Origin of the sequence: Pannonibacter sp. SL95, assembly GCF_026672425.1 — a bacterium.
Classification (GTDB): domain Bacteria; phylum Pseudomonadota; class Alphaproteobacteria; order Rhizobiales; family Stappiaceae; genus Pannonibacter.
In genome coordinates, this window is the sequence record NZ_JAPPRC010000006.1 from 718434 (window position 1) to 741044 (window position 22611).

The 22611-nt window shown below is 58.0% G+C and carries 23 protein-coding genes; all 23 read right to left on the minus strand.

Annotated elements, in window-relative coordinates; all coding sequences use genetic code 11:
* Positions 1–2388, minus strand: coding sequence for a phage nozzle protein (locus OVA12_RS20325; protein WP_268140468.1), 2388 nt, complete (start codon positions 2386–2388; stop codon positions 1–3).
* 2 nt (positions 2389–2390) lie between these two features.
* Positions 2391–3005 carry a hypothetical protein gene (locus tag OVA12_RS20330; protein WP_268140469.1) on the minus strand — a complete coding sequence of 205 codons (615 nt, stop codon included), beginning with the start codon at positions 3003–3005 and terminating at the stop codon, positions 2391–2393.
* 60 nt (positions 3006–3065) lie between these two features.
* Positions 3066–4040, minus strand: a complete 975-nt coding sequence (locus OVA12_RS20335; protein ID WP_268140470.1) for a hypothetical protein — start codon at positions 4038–4040, stop codon at positions 3066–3068.
* A 73-nt stretch (positions 4041–4113) separates the two neighbouring features.
* A complete protein-coding gene (locus OVA12_RS20340) occupies positions 4114–4959 on the minus strand; it encodes a hypothetical protein (protein ID WP_268140471.1) in 846 nt (281 codons plus the stop codon).
* 3 nt (positions 4960–4962) lie between these two features.
* Positions 4963–6534 carry a portal protein gene (locus OVA12_RS20345; protein ID WP_268140472.1) on the minus strand — a complete coding sequence of 524 codons (1572 nt, stop codon included), beginning with the start codon at positions 6532–6534 and terminating at the stop codon, positions 4963–4965.
* 166 nt (positions 6535–6700) lie between these two features.
* Positions 6701–6967 (minus strand): hypothetical protein, encoded by a 267-nt coding sequence (locus OVA12_RS20350; RefSeq protein WP_268140473.1) that lies wholly within the window; start codon positions 6965–6967, stop codon positions 6701–6703.
* Positions 6967–7407, minus strand: coding sequence for a GNAT family N-acetyltransferase (locus tag OVA12_RS20355; RefSeq protein WP_268140474.1), 441 nt, complete (start codon positions 7405–7407; stop codon positions 6967–6969). The genes OVA12_RS20350 and OVA12_RS20355 overlap by 1 nt, the downstream gene beginning before the upstream one ends.
* On the minus strand, positions 7404–7679 hold the full coding sequence (locus OVA12_RS20360) for a hypothetical protein (RefSeq protein WP_268140475.1): 276 nt from the start codon (positions 7677–7679) through the stop codon (positions 7404–7406). Before OVA12_RS20360 ends, OVA12_RS20355 begins: the two co-directional genes overlap by 4 nt.
* The gene (locus OVA12_RS20365) at positions 7663–7830 is read right to left on the minus strand and encodes a hypothetical protein (protein ID WP_268140476.1); all 168 of its coding nucleotides are present in this window, start codon (positions 7828–7830) and stop codon (positions 7663–7665) included. Before OVA12_RS20365 ends, OVA12_RS20360 begins: the two co-directional genes overlap by 17 nt.
* A gap of 33 nt (positions 7831–7863) precedes the next feature.
* Positions 7864–10287, minus strand: coding sequence for a DNA-directed RNA polymerase (locus OVA12_RS20370; protein WP_268140477.1), 2424 nt, complete (start codon positions 10285–10287; stop codon positions 7864–7866).
* A gap of 23 nt (positions 10288–10310) precedes the next feature.
* Positions 10311–10697 (minus strand): endonuclease domain-containing protein, encoded by a 387-nt coding sequence (locus OVA12_RS20375; protein ID WP_268140478.1) that lies wholly within the window; start codon positions 10695–10697, stop codon positions 10311–10313.
* 1 nt (position 10698) lies between these two features.
* Positions 10699–11745: a hypothetical protein gene (locus tag OVA12_RS20380; RefSeq protein ID WP_268140479.1), complete on the minus strand. Its 1047-nt coding sequence runs from the start codon at positions 11743–11745 to the stop codon at positions 10699–10701.
* Complete coding sequence (locus OVA12_RS20385) at positions 11745–12680, minus strand: hypothetical protein (protein ID WP_268140480.1); 936 nt, start codon at positions 12678–12680, stop codon at positions 11745–11747. Before OVA12_RS20385 ends, OVA12_RS20380 begins: the two co-directional genes overlap by 1 nt.
* 106 nt (positions 12681–12786) lie before the next feature.
* Positions 12787–15024 carry a DNA polymerase gene (locus OVA12_RS20390; RefSeq protein WP_268140481.1) on the minus strand — a complete coding sequence of 746 codons (2238 nt, stop codon included), beginning with the start codon at positions 15022–15024 and terminating at the stop codon, positions 12787–12789.
* A gap of 42 nt (positions 15025–15066) precedes the next feature.
* Positions 15067–15933 carry a hypothetical protein gene (locus OVA12_RS20395; RefSeq protein WP_268140482.1) on the minus strand — a complete coding sequence of 289 codons (867 nt, stop codon included), beginning with the start codon at positions 15931–15933 and terminating at the stop codon, positions 15067–15069.
* Positions 15926–16282, minus strand: coding sequence for a DUF4406 domain-containing protein (locus OVA12_RS20400; protein WP_268140483.1), 357 nt, complete (start codon positions 16280–16282; stop codon positions 15926–15928). Before OVA12_RS20400 ends, OVA12_RS20395 begins: the two co-directional genes overlap by 8 nt.
* On the minus strand, positions 16233–16841 hold the full coding sequence (locus OVA12_RS20405) for a dATP/dGTP diphosphohydrolase domain-containing protein (RefSeq protein ID WP_268140485.1): 609 nt from the start codon (positions 16839–16841) through the stop codon (positions 16233–16235). Before OVA12_RS20405 ends, OVA12_RS20400 begins: the two co-directional genes overlap by 50 nt.
* The gene (locus OVA12_RS20410; protein WP_268140486.1) at positions 16829–18478 is read right to left on the minus strand and encodes a hypothetical protein; all 1650 of its coding nucleotides are present in this window, start codon (positions 18476–18478) and stop codon (positions 16829–16831) included. Before OVA12_RS20410 ends, OVA12_RS20405 begins: the two co-directional genes overlap by 13 nt.
* Before the next feature lies 1 nt (position 18479).
* Positions 18480–19736: an AAA family ATPase gene (locus OVA12_RS20415; RefSeq protein WP_268140487.1), complete on the minus strand. Its 1257-nt coding sequence runs from the start codon at positions 19734–19736 to the stop codon at positions 18480–18482.
* The gene (locus OVA12_RS20420; RefSeq protein WP_268140488.1) at positions 19648–20559 is read right to left on the minus strand and encodes a toprim domain-containing protein; all 912 of its coding nucleotides are present in this window, start codon (positions 20557–20559) and stop codon (positions 19648–19650) included. Before OVA12_RS20420 ends, OVA12_RS20415 begins: the two co-directional genes overlap by 89 nt.
* A complete protein-coding gene (locus OVA12_RS20425) occupies positions 20559–20735 on the minus strand; it encodes a hypothetical protein (protein WP_268140489.1) in 177 nt (58 codons plus the stop codon). The genes OVA12_RS20420 and OVA12_RS20425 overlap by 1 nt, the downstream gene beginning before the upstream one ends.
* Before the next feature lie 402 nt (positions 20736–21137).
* Positions 21138–22133 carry an N-acetylmuramidase domain-containing protein gene (locus tag OVA12_RS20430; RefSeq protein WP_268140490.1) on the minus strand — a complete coding sequence of 332 codons (996 nt, stop codon included), beginning with the start codon at positions 22131–22133 and terminating at the stop codon, positions 21138–21140.
* The gene (locus OVA12_RS20435; RefSeq protein ID WP_268140491.1) at positions 22133–22609 is read right to left on the minus strand and encodes a hypothetical protein; all 477 of its coding nucleotides are present in this window, start codon (positions 22607–22609) and stop codon (positions 22133–22135) included. The genes OVA12_RS20430 and OVA12_RS20435 overlap by 1 nt, the downstream gene beginning before the upstream one ends.
* Positions 22610–22611: the final 2 nt, after the last annotated feature.

The window sequence follows — 22611 nt, forward strand, 5'->3', positions numbered from 1 at the left end:
TTATTCTCCTGTGCTGATCCTGCGACCAGTCTTGTGGTACTTACCTACCCACTCAATATCCAAGATCGTCATGGGAGTGTGATCATCTGTGCTGAATTGTACAGAGGCGTGCTTCACGTCTTGCTTGACAGGCATCGAGAAGTATTGATCTACGAGAGGTTCCTTGCCGATCACGTTCTCGGCGAAGCCTACGCGGCGTCCGTTGAACTCTACAGGCGGGAACTCTGTGTACGGCGAGATGACGGTACCGACCATACGTACAGTCCTGCGCAGAGCGAGGATGAACTTGTTGATGATCAGCTTGCCTGTCGTAATGGCTACGCCATCCTTGTCCTTCACGAGCGGCATAGTCGGCTCGTATAGAGACAGGAAGCGGGTGCCTACGACGACGTTGCCACCTTCCATTGACTGCGGGAGCGTGCCGACGTAGCCCGTGCCGGGAACGTACGTGATCTCCACGTCACCAGCCCGCATACCGGGTGCCGGGCAACCTTCGCCCTGCACGACGACGACCTTCTCGGTGCCGAGTTCGGCGATGTAGTCGTACGGGAACACGAACTGCGTATCGCAGCCCTCGACATCAAAGCGGTTGTCAAGGAAGACTGTGTAGCCCATGCCCTGACTGTGTTGGATGTCCAATGATCCTCGCAACATCACGTAGCCTTCAGGTGTACGCATCAGAATGTACACACGGTCTTCATCGAAGAAGCTGTACTCGACAGGATAGTCGAACACCCATTTGTGCCATGCAGACTGCACCTTGCCCTGATCGCGCTCTCCCCAAATGTACTCGTACGGGTAGATCGTCTCACGCCCAGTGTTCGTATGTACGAGCAACAGTCCGTAGTTTGACGAGGCGGTCAGGTGACGACATGCGCCGACGAGGTACTGCTTCACATGCTCGGTAACAGGGCGGCTGTCGTTCCGGTCTGCAGAGCCTTCAGTGAAGAACTCGCGTATACCGGAGAAGCGGCCATGCACCGTGGCGAAGAAGACGTTACGACCGACGGCCACAGGCTTAGCGTGCAGATCTGCCTCGAATGTCGTACTGGGCTGCAGCGCAGAGTTCTGCGGAGTGGCCTTGGTCTTGTTCGAGAATACGAACTGGCTCTCACGAGAGAAGATCACGAGATCCTTGTTGTGAGCTACAGCCGTGATCAGAGTAGAATTGTCTGTGCTGCTGGATACGTCGATAGGGTCCGTTTCCGTGACTGCAGAGATAGTCTGTCGGAAGAAGTTGTCAGGCCGCTTAGTGCGGGACATGACAGCATTCGGCCCGGACAGGAACGCTAGACGCTCTTGGAACAGACCTGCGTCCTCGATACGCCGCCCAACGAAGGACGGGTCAGGTGCAGAGGTAAGTGTACCGACACCACGCTTCGCCCACGCCACAGGTCGCAGTTCCAACGAGCCTGCGTCGTACACGAGCACATGCGGTGCGTTGTCTGCTGTGAAGCCGAGTGGTGTGTTCGGAGCAATGCACTCCTGCCAATAGCCCTCTTGGCCGTAGCCGTCTCGGGTAGGCGTTCCGGTGTCGTGCTTCTCAGAGATGAACATGAAGTGCAGATCTTTGGTCTGGTCACTGTTCTCTGCGATCCGTGCCACGTAGCGGTTTGGTGCCGTCCTCGGTAGGTCGTCAACAGAGTTCACGACACCTGTCATGCACTTCATGTTCACGCCGCCGCTGTCGTCGTTGACAGTCAGGTCGAAGTCTGTGGCCTGCAGGTTCTCGATGAGGATGATATCGTCACGGATGTACAGGCCCCAGTTCTCAACGGAGAGGTTGCTGCGCATCTCGTTGTAAATCTGATCGGTAATCCACGTCGTCGCTACGTAAGGTGCATGCGCAGCTTGGGAGCCGTCAGGCACCGTGTAGGCGGCAACAGGGTTACCGTCGATCTTGACAGAGAATGTCCGACCGTATTGCCCGCCTAGCACTTGGATCATGCCGCACGGGTACGTCTCGTTGTTGTAGAAGGTCGCAGTCTCGGTAGAGCGCTGGACAACCCGCTGCGTGTTGATGACGTACGTGCTGTCATCCTCGGTTGTCACGAAGCGGAATGGACCGGCCCCGGCCATGTAGGCTGCGCCAGAAGGCGTGAGCGTGCACGGCAGAGGATTGGCGTTCAGGTCGAACGCATGTAGACCGTCGTCAGCGGCGATCAGTAGGATCTTCGTGCCGTCGCTGGCCTCGAAGTCATGGATACCGTGAACTGCTGTGAAGGTACCAAGCAGACCAACGAGGTCCGTAGGCGTGCGCCTAGATAGCGCGCGTACAGGATCGCAACTCATGTTGATCTGTTCACTACATTGGCCCGGCAGACGGTCACGTGCAGGTTGCTGTGAGACACCCTGCAGAAGGGATTTAAGTGCGCCGTCTACATCCACGGCTATCCTCCAATGAGGTTAGGGTTCCGCCCGCCGCTCTGATTGAATTGCATCCGGCGTGCAGCCGGTGTGTCGAAAGCGTTAGTACCGCGTGTGCGGATTTCCTCGATACGTAAGTTGTGCCATGCCTTGTCGGTACGGTCTGTCAGTAGGGAAATCTTTACTTGGTTCGTCTTGTCGACAACGTACATGTCCAGAGCGGCTCTGTGCTTCAGGTACGTGTACGCAGCGTGCGGAAGGTCATCGATAGGCAGGCGCAGCACCATGTCCACATTCACGGCCTTGCCGATCTTGAAGGTGCGTTGTTGCGTGTCGTAGAGGCGGTCGCCTCGCTGCACATACCGGGTGCGCTCACCCTGTGAATAGTTGCGTGCCGTAGACCTGCGAATGCTCAGCAGGTTCTTCGGCAAGTGGATCTCGCCGTTCTCGTCAGGGGAGAGCGGGAAGTCTGTTTCTGTGTTGAACCACCAGCCTGTGTTCGCGCCCTGTAGCTCTGCATTCAGGCCATCAAGGACCTGCAGTGCAGTCAGTACGTCGGGGTGCTTACTGTCGAGGCTGTTCGTGCTCGCGACTTCATTCGTCATGAGCATGTGGTTGATGATGTCTAGCTTGCTCATCGCCACCTACGAAAATAGGGCCACCCTTTGCAGAGTGGCCCTAGTTAGAGAGAGAGGTAGTTACGCCTTGAAGACGCAGCCGCACACGTCCGGGCGGTTCGGAGAGACGCCGAAGGCGAGGTAGCTGTCGATGAACCACTGCTTTTCTTCGCGGTTCCACCAGATGTCGCTGGTCAGCGGAATGGTTTCACCGGCCAGCAGCGACTTCGGGTGCAGCAGGACTGCAGCGGCCTTCGCTTCAGCAGCGGACACGTCGTATGCGTTGCCGTTCTCGGCATTGGACAGGAAGTGGTTCGTGATCGCGGTGTTCGGGATACGTGCCGACTTCTCGATACGGACGCCCTTGATCTCGCGGATGAAGCCACCGGCATAGTCGCCGTTGCCTGCGGAGTAGTCGCGGTTCACGAGCTTGCCGTGCTGCAGGAGCACGTCGTAAGCGGTCGGACGGACGAAGCAGACGAGTTCGTTGGTCTCGATTTCTTCTTCTTCCATAGAGACGATGATCGAGCGGATCGCGGCGTCCAGCTTGTCCGGGTCGTTCTCGTCACCGGCAGTGGTCAGCGTGGTGTTCTTGCCGGGGCCGATGGAGTTCTGAGCAGCGGTGCCGCCGAAGTCCGGGGCCGGGAGCTTGGAGCCCTTGATCGCCTGAATGAGGAAAGCCTGATCGAAGAACTTGCCGATTTCCTTGCCGTGGTCCTGTGCCAGTTCCATGCGGGCATCAAAGTCGATCTGAAATTCGTTCAGCATCGACCGGTTGTCACGGGCGAGGACAACGGTGTCGACGGTCAGCGAGACCTTGCCGAACGGGGTGTTCGAGGCGTCCGGGCGCACACCGGCCTGAAGCTTCTTCAGGGTCGTGCGGCCAACGCGACGGTTGACAATGGTGTCCGTACCGCGCACCGGGCGGATACGGAAGAAGTTGCGCATGATGGACGATTTGGCGAACTGGCTTTCGACTTCGCCGCCGTATTCATCGATCATGTCATCAGTCGACAGGTCCGAGAGATGGGCGCTGTCAGTAGGCAAACCTGCCATGTGAATGTTCCTTTTTGATTGCTTGGCCGTGTAGGCGTGTTATTTCTAATACGAGGGGTCTGTATACTCTGGCTTAGATGCCTGCAGTACGACCGGCTGCGCGCCGTGCTCGTAGTTGTGCGACTGCGCGTTCATCGCCCTTGGCCTGCGCTTCCTTGACTGCCTTCAGGTAGTCTGCGCGGCTGAGCGGGGTCTGGTCTGTGCCTGCGGTGTTCGTGCCGATGATCAGTGCGCCAGCGCCAGTACCGACGTTGTTCGGGTCTGCGTTGTACATGCGGTAGAGTTCCTGTGCGCCGAGCACAGCAAAGTTGCCGCCCCGGTCGATTAGTTCGCGAATTTCGTTGATCTTGGTCTTAGCCTTCGGGTCTGCAGCCTCGACGCGGTGCGCCCAGTCACGGATGGTCGCGAAGTTAGCCTCGCCGCCGACTGCCTCGTGGACAGCCTTGGTCTCGCGTTCGACCTTGGCGTTGGCGTTGTTGAAAGCCTGCGTAGCGTTCGCCACGATCAGGGCTGCACGGTCTGCACCGACGTTCGCAATGAGCATGTTCTGATCGACCTTGGACAGGTCGCCGGTCTCGAATGCCGTTGCGAAGATTGCCTGTGCAACGTTAGGGTCGACCTTGGCTTCCTGCAGGAGGTGCACGACGGTCTGTGCAGACGGGTCGTCATACTTGGCGTACGACTTGAGCGGGCCGCGATCCTGCTTCTGCTGCTCGACCTGTTCCGGGTGCGGCTGCTCTGCGGGCTTCGGCTGCTCCTGTTGCGGAGCGGGCTGCGGCGCAGGCTGAGCGGGCTGTGCCGGTTGTACCGGCTGCTCCTGTACCGGCTGCGGCTGCTGCACCGGCTGTGCCGGTACCTCAGATGTACCCGGCTGCGGTTCCTTGGTCCCGGCTGCGGGGACGCTGGACGGAGTGGTCACGTGTTATTCTCCTTTGATCGCCTGCTTACCGGCCTCTTGGGCTACGGCAGCGGCGGCTTGTTGTTGGGCGAGCGCACCATTCGCTTCCAGTGCGCGTGCTTGGTCTGCTTTAAGCTCGTCCTCGGTCTTCATGATCTGCTTGTAGTTCACCTGACGTGCTGCGCCTGTGAACTCTCCGTACCGCTCGATGCTGATACGTGCTCGTACGTCTTCCGGTAGCTGTTCAAGCAGGGCGAGGTCTGCAAGCCACATATGGATGTTCTCCATCTCGCCTTGGCGAGAGAGGCTGTCCATGCCGGTGATGATCTGAGGTTCGATGCCGTTCAGGCGGCTGTCGAAGCCGATCTGGTACAGCAGGATGTTGGCGGTCGGTACCTGCCACTGCATTGCCTGCTGCGAGTACATTCCGCCAAATGAGGTCTCAAGCTCGTACGCTTGCCTGCGGATTTCCTCTGCAGTAACTCGCTCTGCGTCACGTGTGACAGCGCTGTTCAGCATGAACACTTCGCCGAGGCGGCGTTCGTACCTGTCGATCTGGTTCTGTAGGAACTGCAGGTCGTTGTACTTGTCCAACGTGATCTGCGTTACGTCGCCCTCCTTGCCGGGGTGATAGCTGCCCGGTGGCGAGTTGTTCAGTTCCACCACGTCCAGATGACTGGCCGGGTTCACGAGGAACTTGATGTCGCTCACAACGCCAGCAATGGCGAGCAGCGCGTCTTCCAGAACGTTGATGCTGTGAAATGCCTTGGCGTACTCTGAAACGAGCCCATGGCCGTAATTGGCCCCACGGATGCGGTTCCAGACGAGCGGTATCCACGGGAGCAGGTGACGCGGCCAAGCTGCGTCGGCGAGCTTCAGGGCCACGCCGCCAGCTTCCTGCTTGGCGTGGTAGCGTCCGTCGTCTTCCAGAATGACCTGCGTATAGACCGTGATGTCGTCGGTCGCAGCGATTTCCTTCTTGTCGGCACGCAGCGAGCGGATCTGCTGCTGTACGTCGGGATGGAATGTCTCGAATGCCTTGCTCTCGCGGGTGATGAGTTCGATCACTTCGCCTGATAGGTCACGGATGATCACGTAGTCGCGCAGGCTGTAGACCTGCGGTGCGCCTTTCGGCGGATGGAACATCAGGGCGTTGCCGGTGACGATCAGGTACTTCGCGGCCAGCGTGGCGATAGGGCGGAACTCCACCATATCGAGATGCTCGATTGCCTCTTTCTCAAGGTCAGCAAAATCGCTCTCAAGCTGTGCGAACACCTTGTCTGCGTTCGAGCCTTTTGCCGCCTTGACCTTGCGGCGTGTGGCGGCGTCGAGACGGAGACGGAAGAACGGCCCTTGCGGTCGGAACATCGCGGTGACGACCTTGTTCGCAAGGTGGTTCACTCCGCGTGCGCCGATTGTCTCGGGCGGGTTGAGGATTTCTTGGTTGTCGGGTTGGTTGTGTTCCTTCGGGAACAGGTAGGGCAAGGTCCATGCGGCGTACTGTTCACAGTTGCGGAGTAGTGTCCCGCGCTTGCCGTCGTACTCGTTGAACCGTTGCTCGATGCTCTTGCTTTTCGATAACGGTTGGGGTTGCATATGCGTCCTTACAGGCCGAGGCTCGTAGAGACTTTGGTCTTCTTCGTAGAGCTAAGTCCTAGGTCCAGGGTCTTGGTGTTGGTGCTGGTCTTGTCTGCACCCTTGGGCCGGTCGTTCTGCGGCTTGCTGAACAACCGGCTGGATGTGGATTGCACGTTCTTCGTGCTCACAGGCTGAGACCACTCCGACCCAATCCGCCTAGGGCAACGCCGGACTTCCGGGTCTCCATGAACGGGTTGTAGTCTTCGCTTGCGGTCTGGTCCGTATTGAGCGTGTCGTCTTCACCGACGCGAACGTCTGCGCCGCTCTTGTGTGCGACTGGTGCCGGTATGGCCGGGGCCTTAGCCTCCGGTGCCTTGCTGTTGCCTCCACCGGCTAGACCGAGGATGCCAGACAGCGCCATGAGACCGGCAGAGAATGGATCACTCGCCATTATAACCTCTTGGTGACTGTTGGGGTCTTGGCTACGTAGCCAAGCCGTATGTAAAGATTGATTGTCCGCTCATCAGACATGCCTGTAGAGGCGCCTGCGGACACTGTGACTGCGCCTTTGCTCTTGGCGTAACGCTCGAACTCTTTGATGAGGCGCGCAGCAAGTATCCCGCCCCTGTGTTCAGGGGCGATGCAGAGGATGACCTCGTATGCTTGAACTGTGCGGGAGAACCAGTTGGGTGCGAATGCACCGATCATGAAGCCTCTGTACTCGTCGTCAATGAGGACGACTGCACCTTCGCTCTCTAGCATCTGCAGTAGATTGGCTTCGACGTAGAACTCGTCTACTGGTTCTTCAGAATAGACCGGGCTCTCGCTATGCAGCGTGTAGAGCAGGTCGATAATGGCGGGGATATCTTGCGGGGTTGCTTGCCGGATCATTCTCCGTAGCGGAGATTGACCGGCGTCTTTGGTTTGTCGTCGGGCTTCTCAGGCTCAGTACCGAGGACGCTACCTCGACTGGACCACTGCTTCAGGTACGCAACGACCTCAGCCTGTGCGGCCTGCCATATGGCTTTGTCCCGGTCGAAGCCGGGTTCAATGGTCGGTGCCGGGAAGGTCTTGGAAAGCTCGTCCAGAACCTCCTGAGAAATCGGCGGTAGCCGCCGTGCCTGTAGGGATGTGCCCACAAATGCGTTAGACCGGTTGGCCATGGAAACTCTCCTGCGGTTTGACGATCAGGTCGTAAATGCCCGCCTCCCGAAGGAACTCAACAAGCTCCTTCGGAAGTGGTTGGTTGTTCGCGACGAACCGGATAGCTAGTTCAATCCTGCCCTCATCGGACAGGTCTGTGTAGTCTGCCATCAGTGTTCTCCTATTTTCTAATAGGAGGGGTCACTAGCCGAAGAAGTACGGAGACCTCAGTACGTCTTCGATGTGCAGTGTCCCTTTCTCAGGGACGGGCGGCAGCTTCACACCACGCTTCTCGTGTGCATCCTTGAATTCCTCCAAGGGGCACCGGTCCATGTACATGGATACGAATGCTTCTCTGATGACCTTGTGCAGTACATCAGTGTCCGCAGCGTGTGTTCCGTAGTCGTCGTGGATAGTTGAGATGGAAGTCAGTCCAGCAGCCTTAGCTCTTCGTACAGTCTCTCGTAGATGGGCGGCGTCTTGGCTGTGTACGAAGCTAGGAGCAATACCGTTCCTCTGCTTCGCCTTGTCCAGCTTGTTCGTGATCCTACCGACACGCAGCCGGAAGCGTCCTGCAAGCTGTGTTTCGATCTGGACGCTCTCAACCTGACGGGACCCTTGGTATGCAACGAAGCCGTCGTTAGTCGTCCATGCAAGAGGCTTGTCCGCCTTGTTCATGGCCTTCGCACAAGCCTGCAGCCACGTCATCGCCTCACGAGCAGCGACGACAACCTCGCCGATGCTCTCCCACAGGTGCGGGGTAAGCCAGACGGCAGCGCTGAAGTTCGACGGGAAGCTATCCCGGTCGATATCAAGGATTGACGAGTACACGTACTGTGTACACGACTGTCGTGTTGAGCCGTACGGCAGTGTCATCACGGGTCGCTTAGACAAGCTGCGCGGGATCACGCCATTGCAGTTCTTGTCGAGGAACGCTCGCCAGCCGTAGCTGTACTCTGCGTCCTCAATCTGCATCAACTTCTTTGTGCAGACTGCAGCGACTTCAGCGTAAATGTCACTCGGCCTGTCAGAAGGTACGAGGTTAGTAGCTCGTCCACCGACCTCATCTCTGAGCATAGCCGAGAAGTTCTGCAGTCCGTTGCAGCTTCCATCAAGGCCGACAGGTAACTTACTGACAAATCGCTCAGGGTCCCCTCCGATGATCGCTGCTCTGTATTCGAGCAGGAAGGCGAGGAACTGGTACGGCTTGTCGGCATCAGCCCATACGGATCGATAGCTAAGTGGATCTTCAGCCGCTCGTAGGAACTCATCCCTGCGGTCGTTCACCCACTGCACTCTCTCGTCATAGGTACCTTTGTCGAAACCATACCGGTTGGCACCATGTACGCGAAGCCAGTACCAGCCTCGTTCTCCGAGTTCCTTACCTTCTGAAAAGCGGAGACAGCCTTTTGCAAAGTCAGGTCCCTGCGGGCTGAAGCCTGCCGTCGCGGTGTAAAGGCGACCTCGGAAATCACAGTACCAGACGTACCAGACATCAGCGAATGCCGCGTACTTCTCAGCCAGTCGGATGATCCGGCTGACTTGGAACGCCTTTCCGACGCGCTCCTTCTCTGCTGTGTAGACTTCTGCTGCTTCATGCTTCCAATCCTGTAGCCTCTCAAGCTCAGCCTCGTCGAGCGTTTCCTTATCGCGTCCCACGAACGGGGAGGGCGGTACCTCAAGAGGTTCCTTTGCAGGGATACCGATTGCGAGGTTGTTCGCCCACACGGCCTTGAGCACGTCGAGCACTTCACGGTTGACCTGCCAGCGAACGTGCTGCAGGTGGTTCACCGCATCCATCACGGAAGACAGGTCTGCGCCGCCAAGTACCCGAAGGTGCCGTGGGTTGCTCGTCTTCACGAACGGAGTGATGTTCCGTACCTCGGGGCTGTAGTAGCCACCCTGATTGAGTTCCGTCCAATCGTCGGGCTCAATGATGCAGGGCATACGGTCGGGGAACAGGAGCGCGGCTGCTTCCTTGTAATCGTTAATCCACTGGGTAGCCTCCTGCGTAGGGACGATACTAACGTGAGTACGTCCGTTCCGCTTGAACTCCCGCTTTTCAACGAGGTCTGTATGCGTGATGATCATGTCGATCAGCTTCATACCGACAAGGGCGCGCTCCTGCGTTGACCAGTTGATCCACTGATCGAAGTGCTTGTTCGCAGCATGTGTCAGTACACGGTGCTGGTAGCGATAGTCCTTAGTGCCTTTCCGCTTGAAGTCCTCTTTGATCTGTTTGTAGTAGTCGCCGTGCATTTCCTCGAAACGAGAGAAACGCACTTCGTCCTCGATCTGCTTGCCGATGGTGGTAGCCAACCAAGCGAGAGGCGTGTCCAGTGTGAAGTAGTTGAACAGGGTCTTCAGTGCGATGAAGGCAGCAGCCTCAACACCGCACCGGTTGAGCAGGACGCGGGCCTTTCCGCCCACGCCCGGCTTCGTATCTTCTACGAACTCGGTCAGTGCTTCCATAAGGGGCGAGAGCATCTCGTGCATCAGCCTCCTTGCGTAGCCTGTCTCTGCACCCCGGCTCTTTTCTTCAGCCCGTTCAGTCTCTCTGTTGAAGTTCTCAATTCCGCGAGCAACCATTTCTTGCTCAAGGGCTAGTTGATCCTCGATAGTAGCCAAGGTGAGTTTCCGTTCTCGTATTATTATGCTGACGCGGCCTTCTGTTCGGCGCGGCGCTGTCTTGCGCGCTTGTTCCGTAACAGACGTTTCTCGTCGTCGGTCTTATGCAATGGATGGTACAGACCGGTCTGATCGGTCTCGTGCTTGATCCAGTAAAGGATCAGACGACCGAGCCAGTCTTTCGTTGTGCTTGTTCTTTTTGCTCTGTTTGCAAGGTTGGCGACCTTACCCTCAATGCCATTACAATTACGGCAGAGTACGCCCCGTATAAGTCCTGATGAGTGGTTATGATCAAGACATGCTTGAACTAACGTCACCGGGATCTCACACAGGGCGCATCTGCCGCCTTGTTTCTTGAGGATTGCCGCCTTCACCACCACTACTTCTGTGGTCTTAATGCGGCGGCGCATTTCAGGTCAGTACCTCACTCCACCAGCGGACTACGCAGTTCGGATCGCCTGCGTTTCGCCGCATCCACAACAGTTGGGCTTCGGAGACGAAAGCTTTGTTCCAAGCTACGTCTTCGCCCGTCTGCCAGTGCCGGAAGCCGATGGTCTCGCCGTACGTCTTGTAGAGGGCCTTAACGACAGCGAAACATTGCTCGTTGTTCGTCAGGCCACCTAGAAGGTCATAGGCGGTCACAGGGCCGCAGGCACAGGCAGGGCGCTCATCAAGCGTCCGCTGCGCCTTGGCGCGCTTCTCCGGGCTACTGTTGGGATCGTCAAGGACGGCCAACGCCTTCGAGATGAGGGTCGTCGGTCGGATCTTGTTCATGACCTTGCCGGGAACTTTCGGAAGACCCGACACGTTGTCTACGGGGTCGCCCATGAGCATCTGTGCCCAAAAGAACTTTGCCCCGTATCCGACGATCTTCTTGGTCGAGCCCTCAACGAGTTCGATCCATCCGAAGTCATCCGTGTCTACGATCTCGCCTGTATCCCATACGAGATGCAGGCCCGGTACCATGTTCAGATCCTTGTCCTTAGAGACGATGATCGACTTCCCACGACGCCCCTCTGCGATTGCTCTGTACTGAGCCGTCGCCATACCATCATCTGCTTCGCAGTTCTGGTGCAGGGTGCCGGGGAACCGATCTACCAGCCAGTCACGGATGACGTGCAGGTATTGCGGCTTCTCTTGGTCCTTACGGTTTCCTTGATACTCCTTCAGTTGTGCAAGCTGTGCACGCTGGCCCTTAGTGCTCGTAGATGGCGTAAGGTGCAGGTGTACGTGTTCTGCTGCAGCCAAGCTCTTGAGGTGCTGTACAGCTTCCTCTGCATTGTGCTGCATGTCTTCGAGTGACTTCTTGTCAGAGCCGTCTGCTTTCTCAGCAGAGACCTGATACGCAAGGAAGTCGGCGTCGATGTGCGCAACCCGTCCGGGGACGACATCGGGTACCTGCAGGGCTGTCGCATGAGACAGCCCCGACAGGTCGATACCGGCGAACTCTGTGAGCATCAGAGGCCAAGTGCAGCCAGTGCCTTGTCACTGTCGCTGAGTGCGTCAGCCGGGTCAGCCTTCGGCGCAGCCTTGGGCTTCTCCTTCGGCTGACCCGGTTCAGGCTTCTTCGCGGTCGGGGTTTCATCCTCGTCCTCGTCTTCGGCCTCGACGTAGCCATCGGTATCGCTGGACGGCTCAACGACCGGTAGATCGCCAAGGTCTGCGAGCATGGCCTCAAGGGCCGAGCCTGAGAAGTTCGTCGCCGACAGGATGCGCTCCTGAAGCCAGTTCTTGGACACGTTGGTCACGGAACCGTCTTCGTTCTTGCGCTCCTTGGTGCCTTCGATGAACAGGCTTGCCCAAGTTTCCTTGGTCGGGATCTCGAACAGGAACAGACGCATTTCGCGGATGTTCGGTTTGACGTTCAGAACCTCGCTCTCGCCGGTCAGCGGATCGTTCTTGACCGGTGCGCCGATGCCGTATTCGCCGTTCTCGTCCAGATTGACGTACGTGAACTTCTTGCCTTCGCTCTCCTTCACATTGTGGAAGATCTGCAGCACGAACGCTTCGCCGAGCATCTGTGCCATGTGCTTGATGTCTGCACGGCCACGACGCATCTTCATGAACAGTTTCTTGTACTTGGCCTTGTCGCTGGTCTTGACAGCGAGGGTCAGCGCGAGGGTCTGCGACCGGATCTGCTTGTTCCCGGCCTCGTCCTGATACTCGGTCAGGTTCTTCGGGCCGAGCAGTTCAAAGACAATCCGCGCCACCAGTGCAGGCGGCTTTTCCTTGCCCTTATATGGCTTCTGCTTCTGCTTGCCGAACTCGATGTATTCGATCAACCGGCCAACCGTGAAGCCAGCGGGCGGGATGTCATCGAACTGCGGAGTGTTGTCCTGCGTCTGGTCAGACATGGTGGCGGCCTGAGCGGCCAGTGCCTTGAAGTCGATCATTCTTCTCTCTTTCATGTGCGGCGGCGCTCGTCCCTAACCGGGTGGCGACCGATACCGCTTTTGCTGGAATTGGTTATCTAATAGGAGGGGTCTGCACTGAGGTCTGTTAAGCAGCCTGCTTCCAGTGGTGCAGTTCGTTCATGTTGTTGCCGGTCTCGACCTCGACAGGGAATGGTACGTCGATCTGCATTCCGTACCGGTTGTTGAAGTATTTCGGGATGCTTTCCATGATCCTCTGTACGTCAGCGAACACTTCATCTCGCACCTCCTTCTTGCAATCGATCCAGATACAGTCATGCACGGTGTTCACTAGGAACGCCGAGTTGTTGTAGAAATCCCTCTGTACGAAGTGTCTCCACAGCAGGCCGATGATTGCCTGCACGAACTCACCGCCTGTGCCCTGAACCGGGTAGTTCTTCATCTCCGGTGGTGAGAAGCTGTCAGGCGTTCCGCGCTTCCGCATGAATGCGGGAGCATCGTATGAGCGCCACGAGTACCGGGTTCCTGTCGGCGATACCCAGTACCCACGTCGGTAGGTCTTCCAGACGCCGTTATCGTCCTGCGCTTGGAACGGCTCGGCGGTTTCAAGAACTGTCTTCTCGACACCATCGTTGAACGTGGTCACGCCGGGATACAGGGCTTCTTCGGCCACGATCAGGGCTTGGACTTCATCAAGGGACATTCCGGTGCTGTCGGCGATTGCCGGTGCACCTGCGCCGTATGCCCGCTGGAACGAGAAGTTCTTCGCCTTGGTGCGGATCGGCTTCCATTCCGGGTACTTCGGGTTGTCCTCGTTCTTGCACCACTCAACGGCTTCCTCGTACGTGCAGCCTCGGGATGCCGAGACGCGCTTGCAGTGGAAGTCGATCCGGTTCCGCAAATCCTCGCAGAGTTGTCGGTCGCCTGAGAGCACGCCCTGTACGACAACCTCAAGCTGGCTGTAGTCGGCCTCGCCTGTGCAGCCCTCGTCACCGAAGCGAGAGATGAACATGCGCTTGACCTCGGACTTGTCGCCGCGAGGGATGTTCTGCATGTTCGGGTTGTTGGAAGACAGCCGGGTCGTGACCGTCGTGGTGTGGTTCAGGCTGTGGTGCAGGATGTGGTCGTGCGGTTGCACGCAGGTCAGCATCCCCACGTGCTCTTTCTTCTTCTCGTCGTACTTGACGTAGTAGGTGCCGATCTCCTTATCGAGCGCCTGTTTCTTGCCAAGCGCCTTCAGGAACGGGATGTTGCGGCTGCTGATGATCTCGATGATATCGGAGCCCGTCCCGTAGATCGGGGCCTCTCGACCATCCACCAGCTTCGTGGCCCAGTCCTCATTGGGCTTGGTGTAACCCTTGAACTCGTAGAAGAAGTCGGTGTATCGGGTCTTGTACTCGCCGGGCACCTTGACCTGCTTGGTCTTGTACTCACCCTTGCGCTTACCTCCGGCGTACTTGACGCCGGGCTTCGTCGGATGCGTGCTCCCGTCCTCTTGGACGTAGTGCACTTCCGTCTCCTGCTTCCGCGCCCAAGTCCCGGTCTTCTCATCGAAGTACCGGGCCTGCTTCTGGTACTTGATCGTGCCGCCGAAGATGATGCAGGACTTGTGCGTCCCGCTGCCCCAGTTGAAATCGAATGGCAGATCTGCAGGTAGGTACGTATCAAGCTCAGCGGAGACCTCGTACAGGTCTTTCAGCAGGATCGCCATGCGCCGTTTGGCTTCAGCGACATCGACCTTGATACCTCGGAACTCCATGTCCGTGGTCGACGCCAGACCGTCCATGCGGTCTTGGATCATCTTGATCTGACCCTGCTCTAGGGCCTTCTTTATCTGACCGAGGAACACCAGTTCCGTGTTGCGGATGTCGCCGCCGTTCCGGTCTTCTTCTTCCGTGCCGACGAGGTAGTCGATCAACAGGTCTTCGTGGATGTCTGCCGTATGCACACCCTGTTCCCACAGGGCCTTCACGGCATCGATCTTGGTGGTGCCACCGTACTTCGGGGCGGTGTCGTTCAGGCTACACATCTGCGCTGACGGCACCTGCGCCCGGATCAGGTATTCGGCGTACTGGCAATCCCAAATCTTGCCGCCTCGCTTGAAGAAGGCGTGCAGCGTCGGGTTGCCTTGGCACATCTCCCACAGCAGATCGAACTTGATGTTGAAGCCGACGAGCAGCGTTACATCGTCATCGATCTGTAGGTATGTCGTGCGGTCATGTTCGGGGTGGTATGTGTAGGAGCAACGTACGTCGCCCTGTTTCTTCCAGCCACGAGCAACAACCCAGTTGCGCTGGTCGAATGGGTTGGCTTTACGCTTGTGGCTAGTGTGGACCTCTGTCTCAAGGTCAAACACCAGATACATGGTTACTTTCCGTAGTGCAGAGCTTCAGAGACGCGACCGGCGCTAAGCGTCTGGTTGCTGCTTGTCGTCCCGGAACCGGACGAAAGTTGCTTGTCGTAGTGCATTGTAGGTCGGGTCCTTCATGTACTTGATCTCGATAATGTCGTTGGGTTGTTCGCCAGCAACGAAGACTTCCCAAACGGAGCGCCGCTCTGCATGGGTCATCGCGCCGGGGCCGACGCCGATCACGGTGTCCTTGAAGTGCACGTTAATGCGCCCAACCATGCCGAGAGGTTCGCCCTCCTTGCTGATGGCTTCCTCGTAGCTGGCAACACGCAGGTCGATGGTCGGTGTCGGCTTGTGCTTCTGCGTGTCCCACAGCCGCTTGCCGGGCCGGAACGGCTTGGCCTCACTGTGGATGCAGACGCCCTCTGCAGCAGGGTTCTTGGCGAACACCTGCTTTGCGGCCTGCTCGACGTGATCTGCGTTGCCTACACTGACCATCGGGATACCACGCAGATACAGGATCTCACCATGTCCGTACTCGTGCATCACGCGCAGCCAGAAGGCTGCGATACGCCGTTGGTACGTCTGTTCGGGGTTGTTGGCGTGATCGGCATCGAAGACGTAGGCGATGAGCCGGTCAGACGGCTGCTTGCGCCGAACCTCACCGCTTATCTCCTTGAAGGGAACGCCGGGGATGTACAGTTCAGCGACGATACTCCCGCCCTCATCAAGCAAGGGCTCCACCACGCCGCAGATACCGGGCACAGAGAGCAATTCTTCGCCCTGCCGGGTGACGGCACTCACGACGCCGGAACGCTTCCAGAAGCGTGCCGGAACGCCGTCCAGCTTCTCAGACACGAACGCCGGGAAGGTCATCTTTCCCGGCGTCCACGGCTTCAGCAGTTCGATGGTCTCGTCACCCAAGGTAGATGAACTCCAACCCGAGTGCGGCGGCGAGGGCGTGTTCGGCTTTGCAGCCCTTGCTGTTCTCCCAACCGGGAAGCAGGGCGATGGTCGTGGCGTGCTCGCAGATGTAGGCTGTGTCGTCGCGGAGACACTGGCGCAGGGTCAGGCCATGTTCGGCCTCGGCCTGCTTGGGACAGCCGCTGACGTTGCCAGTGGAGATGTCAGTACCGTGGCGCTCGTTGTCCCGCTCAGCCGGGTTGAACACTTCGTGCCCGGCAGAGCGAAGGGCTTCCGCCGCCTTATAGAAGGCCGGGAAGTTAAAGAACGGCACGCCGGTCATCGGTCCTGCCAGATAAATCTTCTTCATGCTTTTCCTTCTGCCGTGCAGCCTGTGCCTCTTGAAGGCGGCGCACGACTGCTTCAGCATCCGCAAGCACCTGACAGGCGGCTTCGGACTTGGATCGGTTGTCGATGATGGTGCCGTTGGCTTGTGCATCCAGCAGGATCGCGCAGCAGGCCATGACTGCACCTAGGTTGTGTACGCCGGTGTCAAGCGTGTGCTCCTGGCCCTCTGCCCAAAGCTCAAGGTGCCGCATTGCAGCGTGCACGTAGGTCAGGGCCTCGACAGGGTTCTCCCGCCAGTTACGGAAGCCGTACTTGTAGTCGCCGTCCATGTGGGCGAGGGACTGGTGGATGCGACCGACAAGCGGGGTCTGTCCAAGGGCTGGCTTCTTGTCGCCGAACGCCTGCTTCGGGTTCGGTGCTGGCTTTTGTTCCGATCTTCGTGAGATCCTTGCGAGAATGCGTCTGTTTTCGCCCTCTGTAATCGATATGCGCGGTGTCTCGCCCTTCGTCCTGCGCCGCGTCTCTTCGGTACAGCGCTGCTTGCACGGGCTGTCCGTGTGTGGGCAGGTTATGCTCGCCATTTCTTGCCTCGTTGAGTGATCATTTGGCGCTTGCCGTTCGGCTGCGTGATGATGTGACTGCAGGACCACGAGGACGGGCCTTTGTTGTAGCCAAGGTCGTGCTTAGCGAGCAGGCCACCGGTCCACACGCCGTCGATAATTCCGGCTGTGTGCGTATGGTCTGTGTTCGCCTTGCGACCAAGCTGACGGAAAGCCTTCGGGTTGCCCCGTGCTCCGTTCGGTCCCCTGTGTCCGTGGATTGCGTGTTCGATGTCTCGCAGGACAAGGCTGCTGTCCTCGTGCACGAACTCAACGTTCGGGATCTGCACGTTCGTCTTGTCGGCGAGGTCTCGGATGACGTACTCGAAGATATGGTATTCAGCACCGTCTTCGATTGCCCGGTGGATCACTGCGTTGCACTCGTGCCAGAAGCGGGCGTTGATGCCGTCCATCTGGCCTGCAGGATCTTTCAGCCAGCGTTCAAGCGCTTGGTCGTGGTTGCTCTCGATCACATGCAGGTGCGTCGTAGGGTACTTCTTGCTCAGCGCCCCGAGGAACAGGACTGCAGAGATCAGGTCGTGCTCCACTCGCTTGTTCGCGGTTGCGTTCCCGGCGATGAAGTACGGGTCCTTGATGTTGTGGTGGTTGCGTGACTTGAAGTCTATCAGGTCATGCAGGAACACGCGGCTCGGGTTCAGAGCGTCCAGCATGGACAGTGCGCCCTGCAGCAGAACAGGGTCCATATGCTCGATATGGATGTCGCCAAGGGTGACGAATGGCTGACCTGCACCATGGTCACGGTACACGCCGTCAGGTCCGTACAGTGTCGTCAGGTCGTAGAAGAAGCCATTGTCATCGGCGATGAGCTGGCGGGTGAACCAGTCTCCGTCTTCATCGATCTCGACGTACAGGGCACCAAAGACATGGTGGAACGTGGCGACCTGACCGGCCTTGCGTTCGATGTAGTTCCGCAGTGTGCAGGCCCCAGTGGTGTACATGAACCGTGCCGGGTCGTGCTTCATGGTGGCAAGGCTGCTCATGTGCACCTTGGCGTGCGGAACAACGGCACTGTTCGGGCCGGTGTAGTTCTGCAGGGTGTTGAGCGGCATAGCTGCTGTAGGAAGGATGTCCAGTTCTCCGCAGAAAACTAGACCTTCGCAGACCTTGACTTGCTCGTCCAAGACGTACGGGTCAATGAGCGGGTCGTACCAAAGTCCCGAACCGCCGTCTGCATCTTTCTTGCTGATACCGCCGTGCTGCTTCCAACCGTGCTTGTTGTATGTGAACCGGGATACGATCAGTTCGGCCCCGGTGTCACCGCAGAAGTGCTGCAGGGCGCTCCAAAAGCCCCTGTGCAGGTATGTGTTGTTCTGTGCAGCCGTGAAGACGAAACGCTTGCCCGTGAGGCTACGTCGGCGTTCATCCGGTGCGGCGATTGTTCCACCGGCAAGGGGCCGGTCGTCTGCATCTTTCACGCCCTTTTCACGGGCGGTCGGCGGAAGGTCGTCCGCGAGGTCTGCAAGCTTCTTGCTGTACCATGCGTCAGTAAAGCGAAAGCCCCACTTCCGCAGCAGGGCTTTAGCATTTACGCGATGACCTCCCATCTGTGTAACGGCCTGTACGATTACGTTGTCGTTAGGCCGACCGTGGTCGGGCATATCATTCTCCAACAGGGATGTCTGTGTAGCGTGAGCGCACACCGTCGAAGATGACCTCTGCACGAGGATCACTCTTTCCGTCAGGGCGTCTTAGCTTGTTCTTGGGGATGCCGATGTAGCGCATACCCATAAGGTTCGGGTCGTTGCTTGCACCGATCATGATTTGGAAGTCGCAAGCACCTTGCTTGCCGGTCTTGCTGTCCTTCAGCATACCGAGTGTCGGGAACATCTCCCCGTCGCCCTCGTTGCTGATCTGACTTGTTGCGATGCCAATGCAGTCGTATTTCACTGACCTTTCACGACCCCACTGGTACATCTGCTCAAGGGCAAGGTCTGTACGGGCTGCATCGCCGAAACCCCTGATGTTGTCGATCATGTCGTAGACAACGATACCGGGGTTGTTTTCTTCAAGGATCGCTTCGACCTGTCCGACATTGCAGCCGTGGATGTCGAAGATCCGCACCTTATCGAGCCTGCCGCCGATGGCGTCTCGATAGGCCCCCACGAGCTTGCCCTGCTGGTGTAGCTCGGTCAGTTCGCTGACACGAAGGTTCAGTGCCGCTTGGTACAGGCGCGGAATGATCCGCTTGCCGAGGCCCTCGTTGTTCAGCCAGATGATGTTTCGGTCTTCCGGTAGCTGCGGTGCCATGTGGGTGATCTCGCTCGCTAGGAACGAGGTCTTGCCCTTGTCAGGGCGACCAGCAACGATACCGAAGTCACCGGGCCGCAGTCCGCGCATGGAAGCGTTCAAGCATTCCAGTCGCCACGATACGCCCGCGTCATCTACTTCATCCTGCAGGAGGTCGCCGATGGGCGTATCGATGTAGTTGGTGGCCCGTAGGCCAAGTCGCTTTCGGTACTTGTCAAGCGTGAGGGTCACAACCTCGTACGCATCCTCTACATCCCCGTCCTCGAATGCTTCTGCGAGGTTCGCAAGCTGCGTCATGAGGTCGATGGATGAGAGGTCACGCACAATGTTTCTGTACTGTTCCTCGTCGGGCTGCTCTGAGCAGGCGCGGAGTACAGAGACGAAGGACAGGTAGGTCTCGTCCTTCATCTTGGGATGCCATTGCCGGAAACGCGGGATGAACTCCTGCATGTCGATCTCGATATGGTTCGGGTGCAACTCGTAGTATTTCCCGAAGTCATCCAAAATCGCTTTGGTTATCTCATCCAGAGGCGTCTTCGGTATGATGTCCTTGAGCTTGAAGTAATCCGACCGACGACGCATTATCCGTAGTAATACCTTGTCGATCAAAGAGTATGCTCCTTATTTCTCTATTGCTGTACGCCTTCGGGTCACGATGTGTACGAATTGTTTGTACAGGGATGCCGATGAGATCGAGACGCCGAGACAGCGTTCGCCTCGCTGCAGCGCCAGCGGTGTCGCCGTCCATCCAGATGGCAGCGGAGTTGTTCTCGTGGTCTGGCTTGAGTTCCAGCGCCTGCGAAATTTTCTCAACTGATGCGCTTGTACCCAGCAGGGCACATGCCAGTTGTACAAGACGCCCAACTCGAATTGCCGACAGTACGTCTTCAACAATGACGAGAGCAGGTCGTATGCCATCCCCCGTAGAGGGTGCGGTAGGTAACCGCAGGCTTGGATCAGACCGAAATAGGCCCACTGACTGCGGGTCCATCTTGGATAGGTACCTAGGCTTTTCATCGAGGCTCCTTGCTATGTATCCGACGTACTCACCCCGTTCATACAAAGGTACGATCACCCGACGCAGGAACGGGCTGTAGCCAATTCCGTAGTGGCTGGCGATGTCATGCCGTACCCCGGCCCTTAAGAACCAAAGCGCTGCACTGTCTGGAATGTCGGTGGTGAAATCTCGGGGGAGAGAAAAGTCTTTCCCGGCAGCAATCGCGTTGAGCGCCTGTCTGCGTTCTCGTAGCTGCTGTATGCTGAAGGTTCCGTGCGGCGCAAAGTCTTTGAAGTTGCACCGAAAGCAGAAGGCTCCGTATCCTTTGGAATTGTCGCTAACGATCAACGATGCGTCGCTGCCGCAGCAGCGTATCTTTCGCTTGGCACCCGGACGCAGTGTCTTTGCTATCTGCAGCCAGTGCGGGTCTGCCATTACGTCTCCGTGATGAAGACGCCCTTGCCATTCTGCCTGATGGCCCGGTCAACCGGCGTGTCGTAGGAAACGCCTGCGTCGATCCACTCGTCGGCGGAACTGTGTCCGTCAGTGGTGCGGATCGGTACGAGGTACTCGTCGAACTCCGGTACCTCCGGTATCTTGGTTGTGGTCATGGTTCACCTGTTCGGAACCGCGCAGCCTTGTGCTGCTAGGCTCTCGTTGTTCGCGAGAAGCTCGACGGCCTCTGCATCCGAAAGTTGGTTGATATTGTCCGTGTGAAGTCGGGTCGCGGTCTGTGTGCATACGGGATCACCGCCTGGACCAGCGCTCACGCAACCAGCTACGAGCATCATCACCAGACATGGAACGAATACGCGCATCGATCTCAGCCCTTTCCTTGTAGGCACGAAGCTTGCGGCTTGCTTCCGCGTACTTCTGTTGGTTCCGTAGATCGGACTTCAGTACGGCCCGTTAGTACAGCAGCGCTGCTACGGTCGCGCCGCCTGCTGCCAAGGCGATCACTGCCTTGGCCCGTAGACCACCAAGCAGCGAGAGGATGTAGGTGAGGGCCGCGCTCATTTGCGCTTGCCCATGAGGTAGCGGATCAGGAAGAACGCTGCGATGCCGAGGGCTACAGCGAGCAGGAAGTACAGGGTCGGTGGGGTTGTGAGCGTCGTCCAGATCGGCGAGGATACGAGTTCCTTGACCGGCTCTGAGACCTGCTCGACTGTGTTCACCACTTCCTCTGCATAGGTGACGCCTGTCACCACAACGCCACCGCCGACGCCTGCAGCAGTGTTCTGCTTGACCTTCTTGGCCTTGGCTTCTGCCTCTGCGAGGGCGATGTGTTCGCGGGTGATGCGACCGACGATGCCGTCAGCGACGATGCCGCGATCCTTCTGGAAACGGTACACTGCATCACCGCCCGTGTAGCCAAGGGCTTCGAGACGAACGTACTCGTCAATGACGGCTATGGGGCCGGGGTTACTGTGCTTGCGTACCGCAGCGAGAGCCTTGGCGAACTTCCGGTGGTAGCCCCACTTCTTGTAGTTCTTGCCGTTGTACAGGAACGAAAAGGTGTTCACGTCCTCGTCTGCAATGGCCTTCATGATCCGCTTATCGGTCAGAATGTAGCGAAGCATGAGGTCGATCTGACCTTCACGGGTCTGTGCCCGCTTCCACATTTCCTGCACCGACGAGAAGCCGAGACGCTGCCAGTGGAAGCCCATGACCTGACCCACACCCATCGAGATGGCCTCAAGGGCTGCAGTGTCATCTACGGCCCGCCAGCGCTTCAGAAGCTCGTAGCGGTCGTGTGCAGAGTTCGGTACGGGGAGCTTGTTCGCCGACTTGTGCGCGAGCTTGGCGGCGACGGCTGCGGCTCGTTTGTTCGCGGGGAGCCGCTTGTAGAACCAGTGCGCCTCTTGCCGGATCGGCGGTACGCTGCGACCGCTGTAGGTCCAGAAGAAAGTGTCTGCACTCTCGACGGACGTGACAGCGAGTGCCCAGTCGCTTTTGATGCTGTAGCGATCCGCTAATGCGACCACTTCAGCACGCTGAATGTTGTTCATCAGTATTCCTTTTGCATGACGTACTTGGTGCCGTGTTCGAGGCAGTCAGTAACAAACTTTCGCTCATTGGTGGGGAAGGTGCCGTGCTTCGCCGCGTAGCGGGGTCCAAGCACGACGATGGCGTTGATCACTGCGAGCCAGCGAGCCGTGTCCTTGTCGTAGTCGAACATGTTCAGGACATCGGCGACCATTTGGGAAAAGAGCGGCTCAGGGCTCGCTTCGCCGGTCGCACGGTCGACGCAACGTATTGCTGCATAGGTGGCCCATGCGGTGAAGAACTCCTGCGTGTCGCGGTCGCAGAACACCTTGTCGGGGGTCTTCTGGTACTCGATGGCAATGCGACCGGTTCGCAGGAAGTGGCTGTGTGCAAAACCGGGCTGCACCGTCTGGTGCGTAGAAATCGGTGGGAGAACGTCTGCGATCTGTGCGATGGCTACGTTCAGGGATTGGTCAAGAGGGCTTTGAGTGTGTTCCACGG

What these genes read in the sequence shown, in the direction of transcription:
- OVA12_RS20330 (WP_268140469.1), bottom strand. Translation starts at nt 3,005, where the DNA reads ATGAGCAAGCTAGACATCATCAACCACATGCTCATGACGAATGAAGTC.
- OVA12_RS20335 (WP_268140470.1), bottom strand. Translation starts at nt 4,040, where the DNA reads ATGGCAGGTTTGCCTACTGACAGCGCCCATCTCTCGGACCTGTCGACT.
- OVA12_RS20345 (WP_268140472.1), bottom strand. Translation starts at nt 6,534, where the DNA reads ATGCAACCCCAACCGTTATCGAAAAGCAAGAGCATCGAGCAACGGTTC.
- OVA12_RS20350 (WP_268140473.1), bottom strand. Translation starts at nt 6,967, where the DNA reads ATGGCGAGTGATCCATTCTCTGCCGGTCTCATGGCGCTGTCTGGCATC.
- OVA12_RS20355 (WP_268140474.1), bottom strand. Translation starts at nt 7,407, where the DNA reads ATGATCCGGCAAGCAACCCCGCAAGATATCCCCGCCATTATCGACCTG.
- OVA12_RS20360 (WP_268140475.1), bottom strand. Translation starts at nt 7,679, where the DNA reads ATGGCCAACCGGTCTAACGCATTTGTGGGCACATCCCTACAGGCACGG.
- OVA12_RS20365 (WP_268140476.1), bottom strand. Translation starts at nt 7,830, where the DNA reads ATGGCAGACTACACAGACCTGTCCGATGAGGGCAGGATTGAACTAGCT.
- OVA12_RS20375 (WP_268140478.1), bottom strand. Translation starts at nt 10,697, where the DNA reads ATGCGCCGCCGCATTAAGACCACAGAAGTAGTGGTGGTGAAGGCGGCA.
- OVA12_RS20380 (WP_268140479.1), bottom strand. Translation starts at nt 11,745, where the DNA reads ATGCTCACAGAGTTCGCCGGTATCGACCTGTCGGGGCTGTCTCATGCG.
- OVA12_RS20385 (WP_268140480.1), bottom strand. Translation starts at nt 12,680, where the DNA reads ATGATCGACTTCAAGGCACTGGCCGCTCAGGCCGCCACCATGTCTGAC.
- OVA12_RS20390 (WP_268140481.1), bottom strand. Translation starts at nt 15,024, where the DNA reads ATGTATCTGGTGTTTGACCTTGAGACAGAGGTCCACACTAGCCACAAG.
- OVA12_RS20400 (WP_268140483.1), bottom strand. Translation starts at nt 16,282, where the DNA reads ATGAAGAAGATTTATCTGGCAGGACCGATGACCGGCGTGCCGTTCTTT.
- OVA12_RS20405 (WP_268140485.1), bottom strand. Translation starts at nt 16,841, where the DNA reads ATGGCGAGCATAACCTGCCCACACACGGACAGCCCGTGCAAGCAGCGC.
- OVA12_RS20410 (WP_268140486.1), bottom strand. Translation starts at nt 18,478, where the DNA reads ATGCCCGACCACGGTCGGCCTAACGACAACGTAATCGTACAGGCCGTT.
- OVA12_RS20420 (WP_268140488.1), bottom strand. Translation starts at nt 20,559, where the DNA reads ATGGCAGACCCGCACTGGCTGCAGATAGCAAAGACACTGCGTCCGGGT.
- OVA12_RS20425 (WP_268140489.1), bottom strand. Translation starts at nt 20,735, where the DNA reads ATGACCACAACCAAGATACCGGAGGTACCGGAGTTCGACGAGTACCTC.
- OVA12_RS20430 (WP_268140490.1), bottom strand. Translation starts at nt 22,133, where the DNA reads ATGAACAACATTCAGCGTGCTGAAGTGGTCGCATTAGCGGATCGCTAC.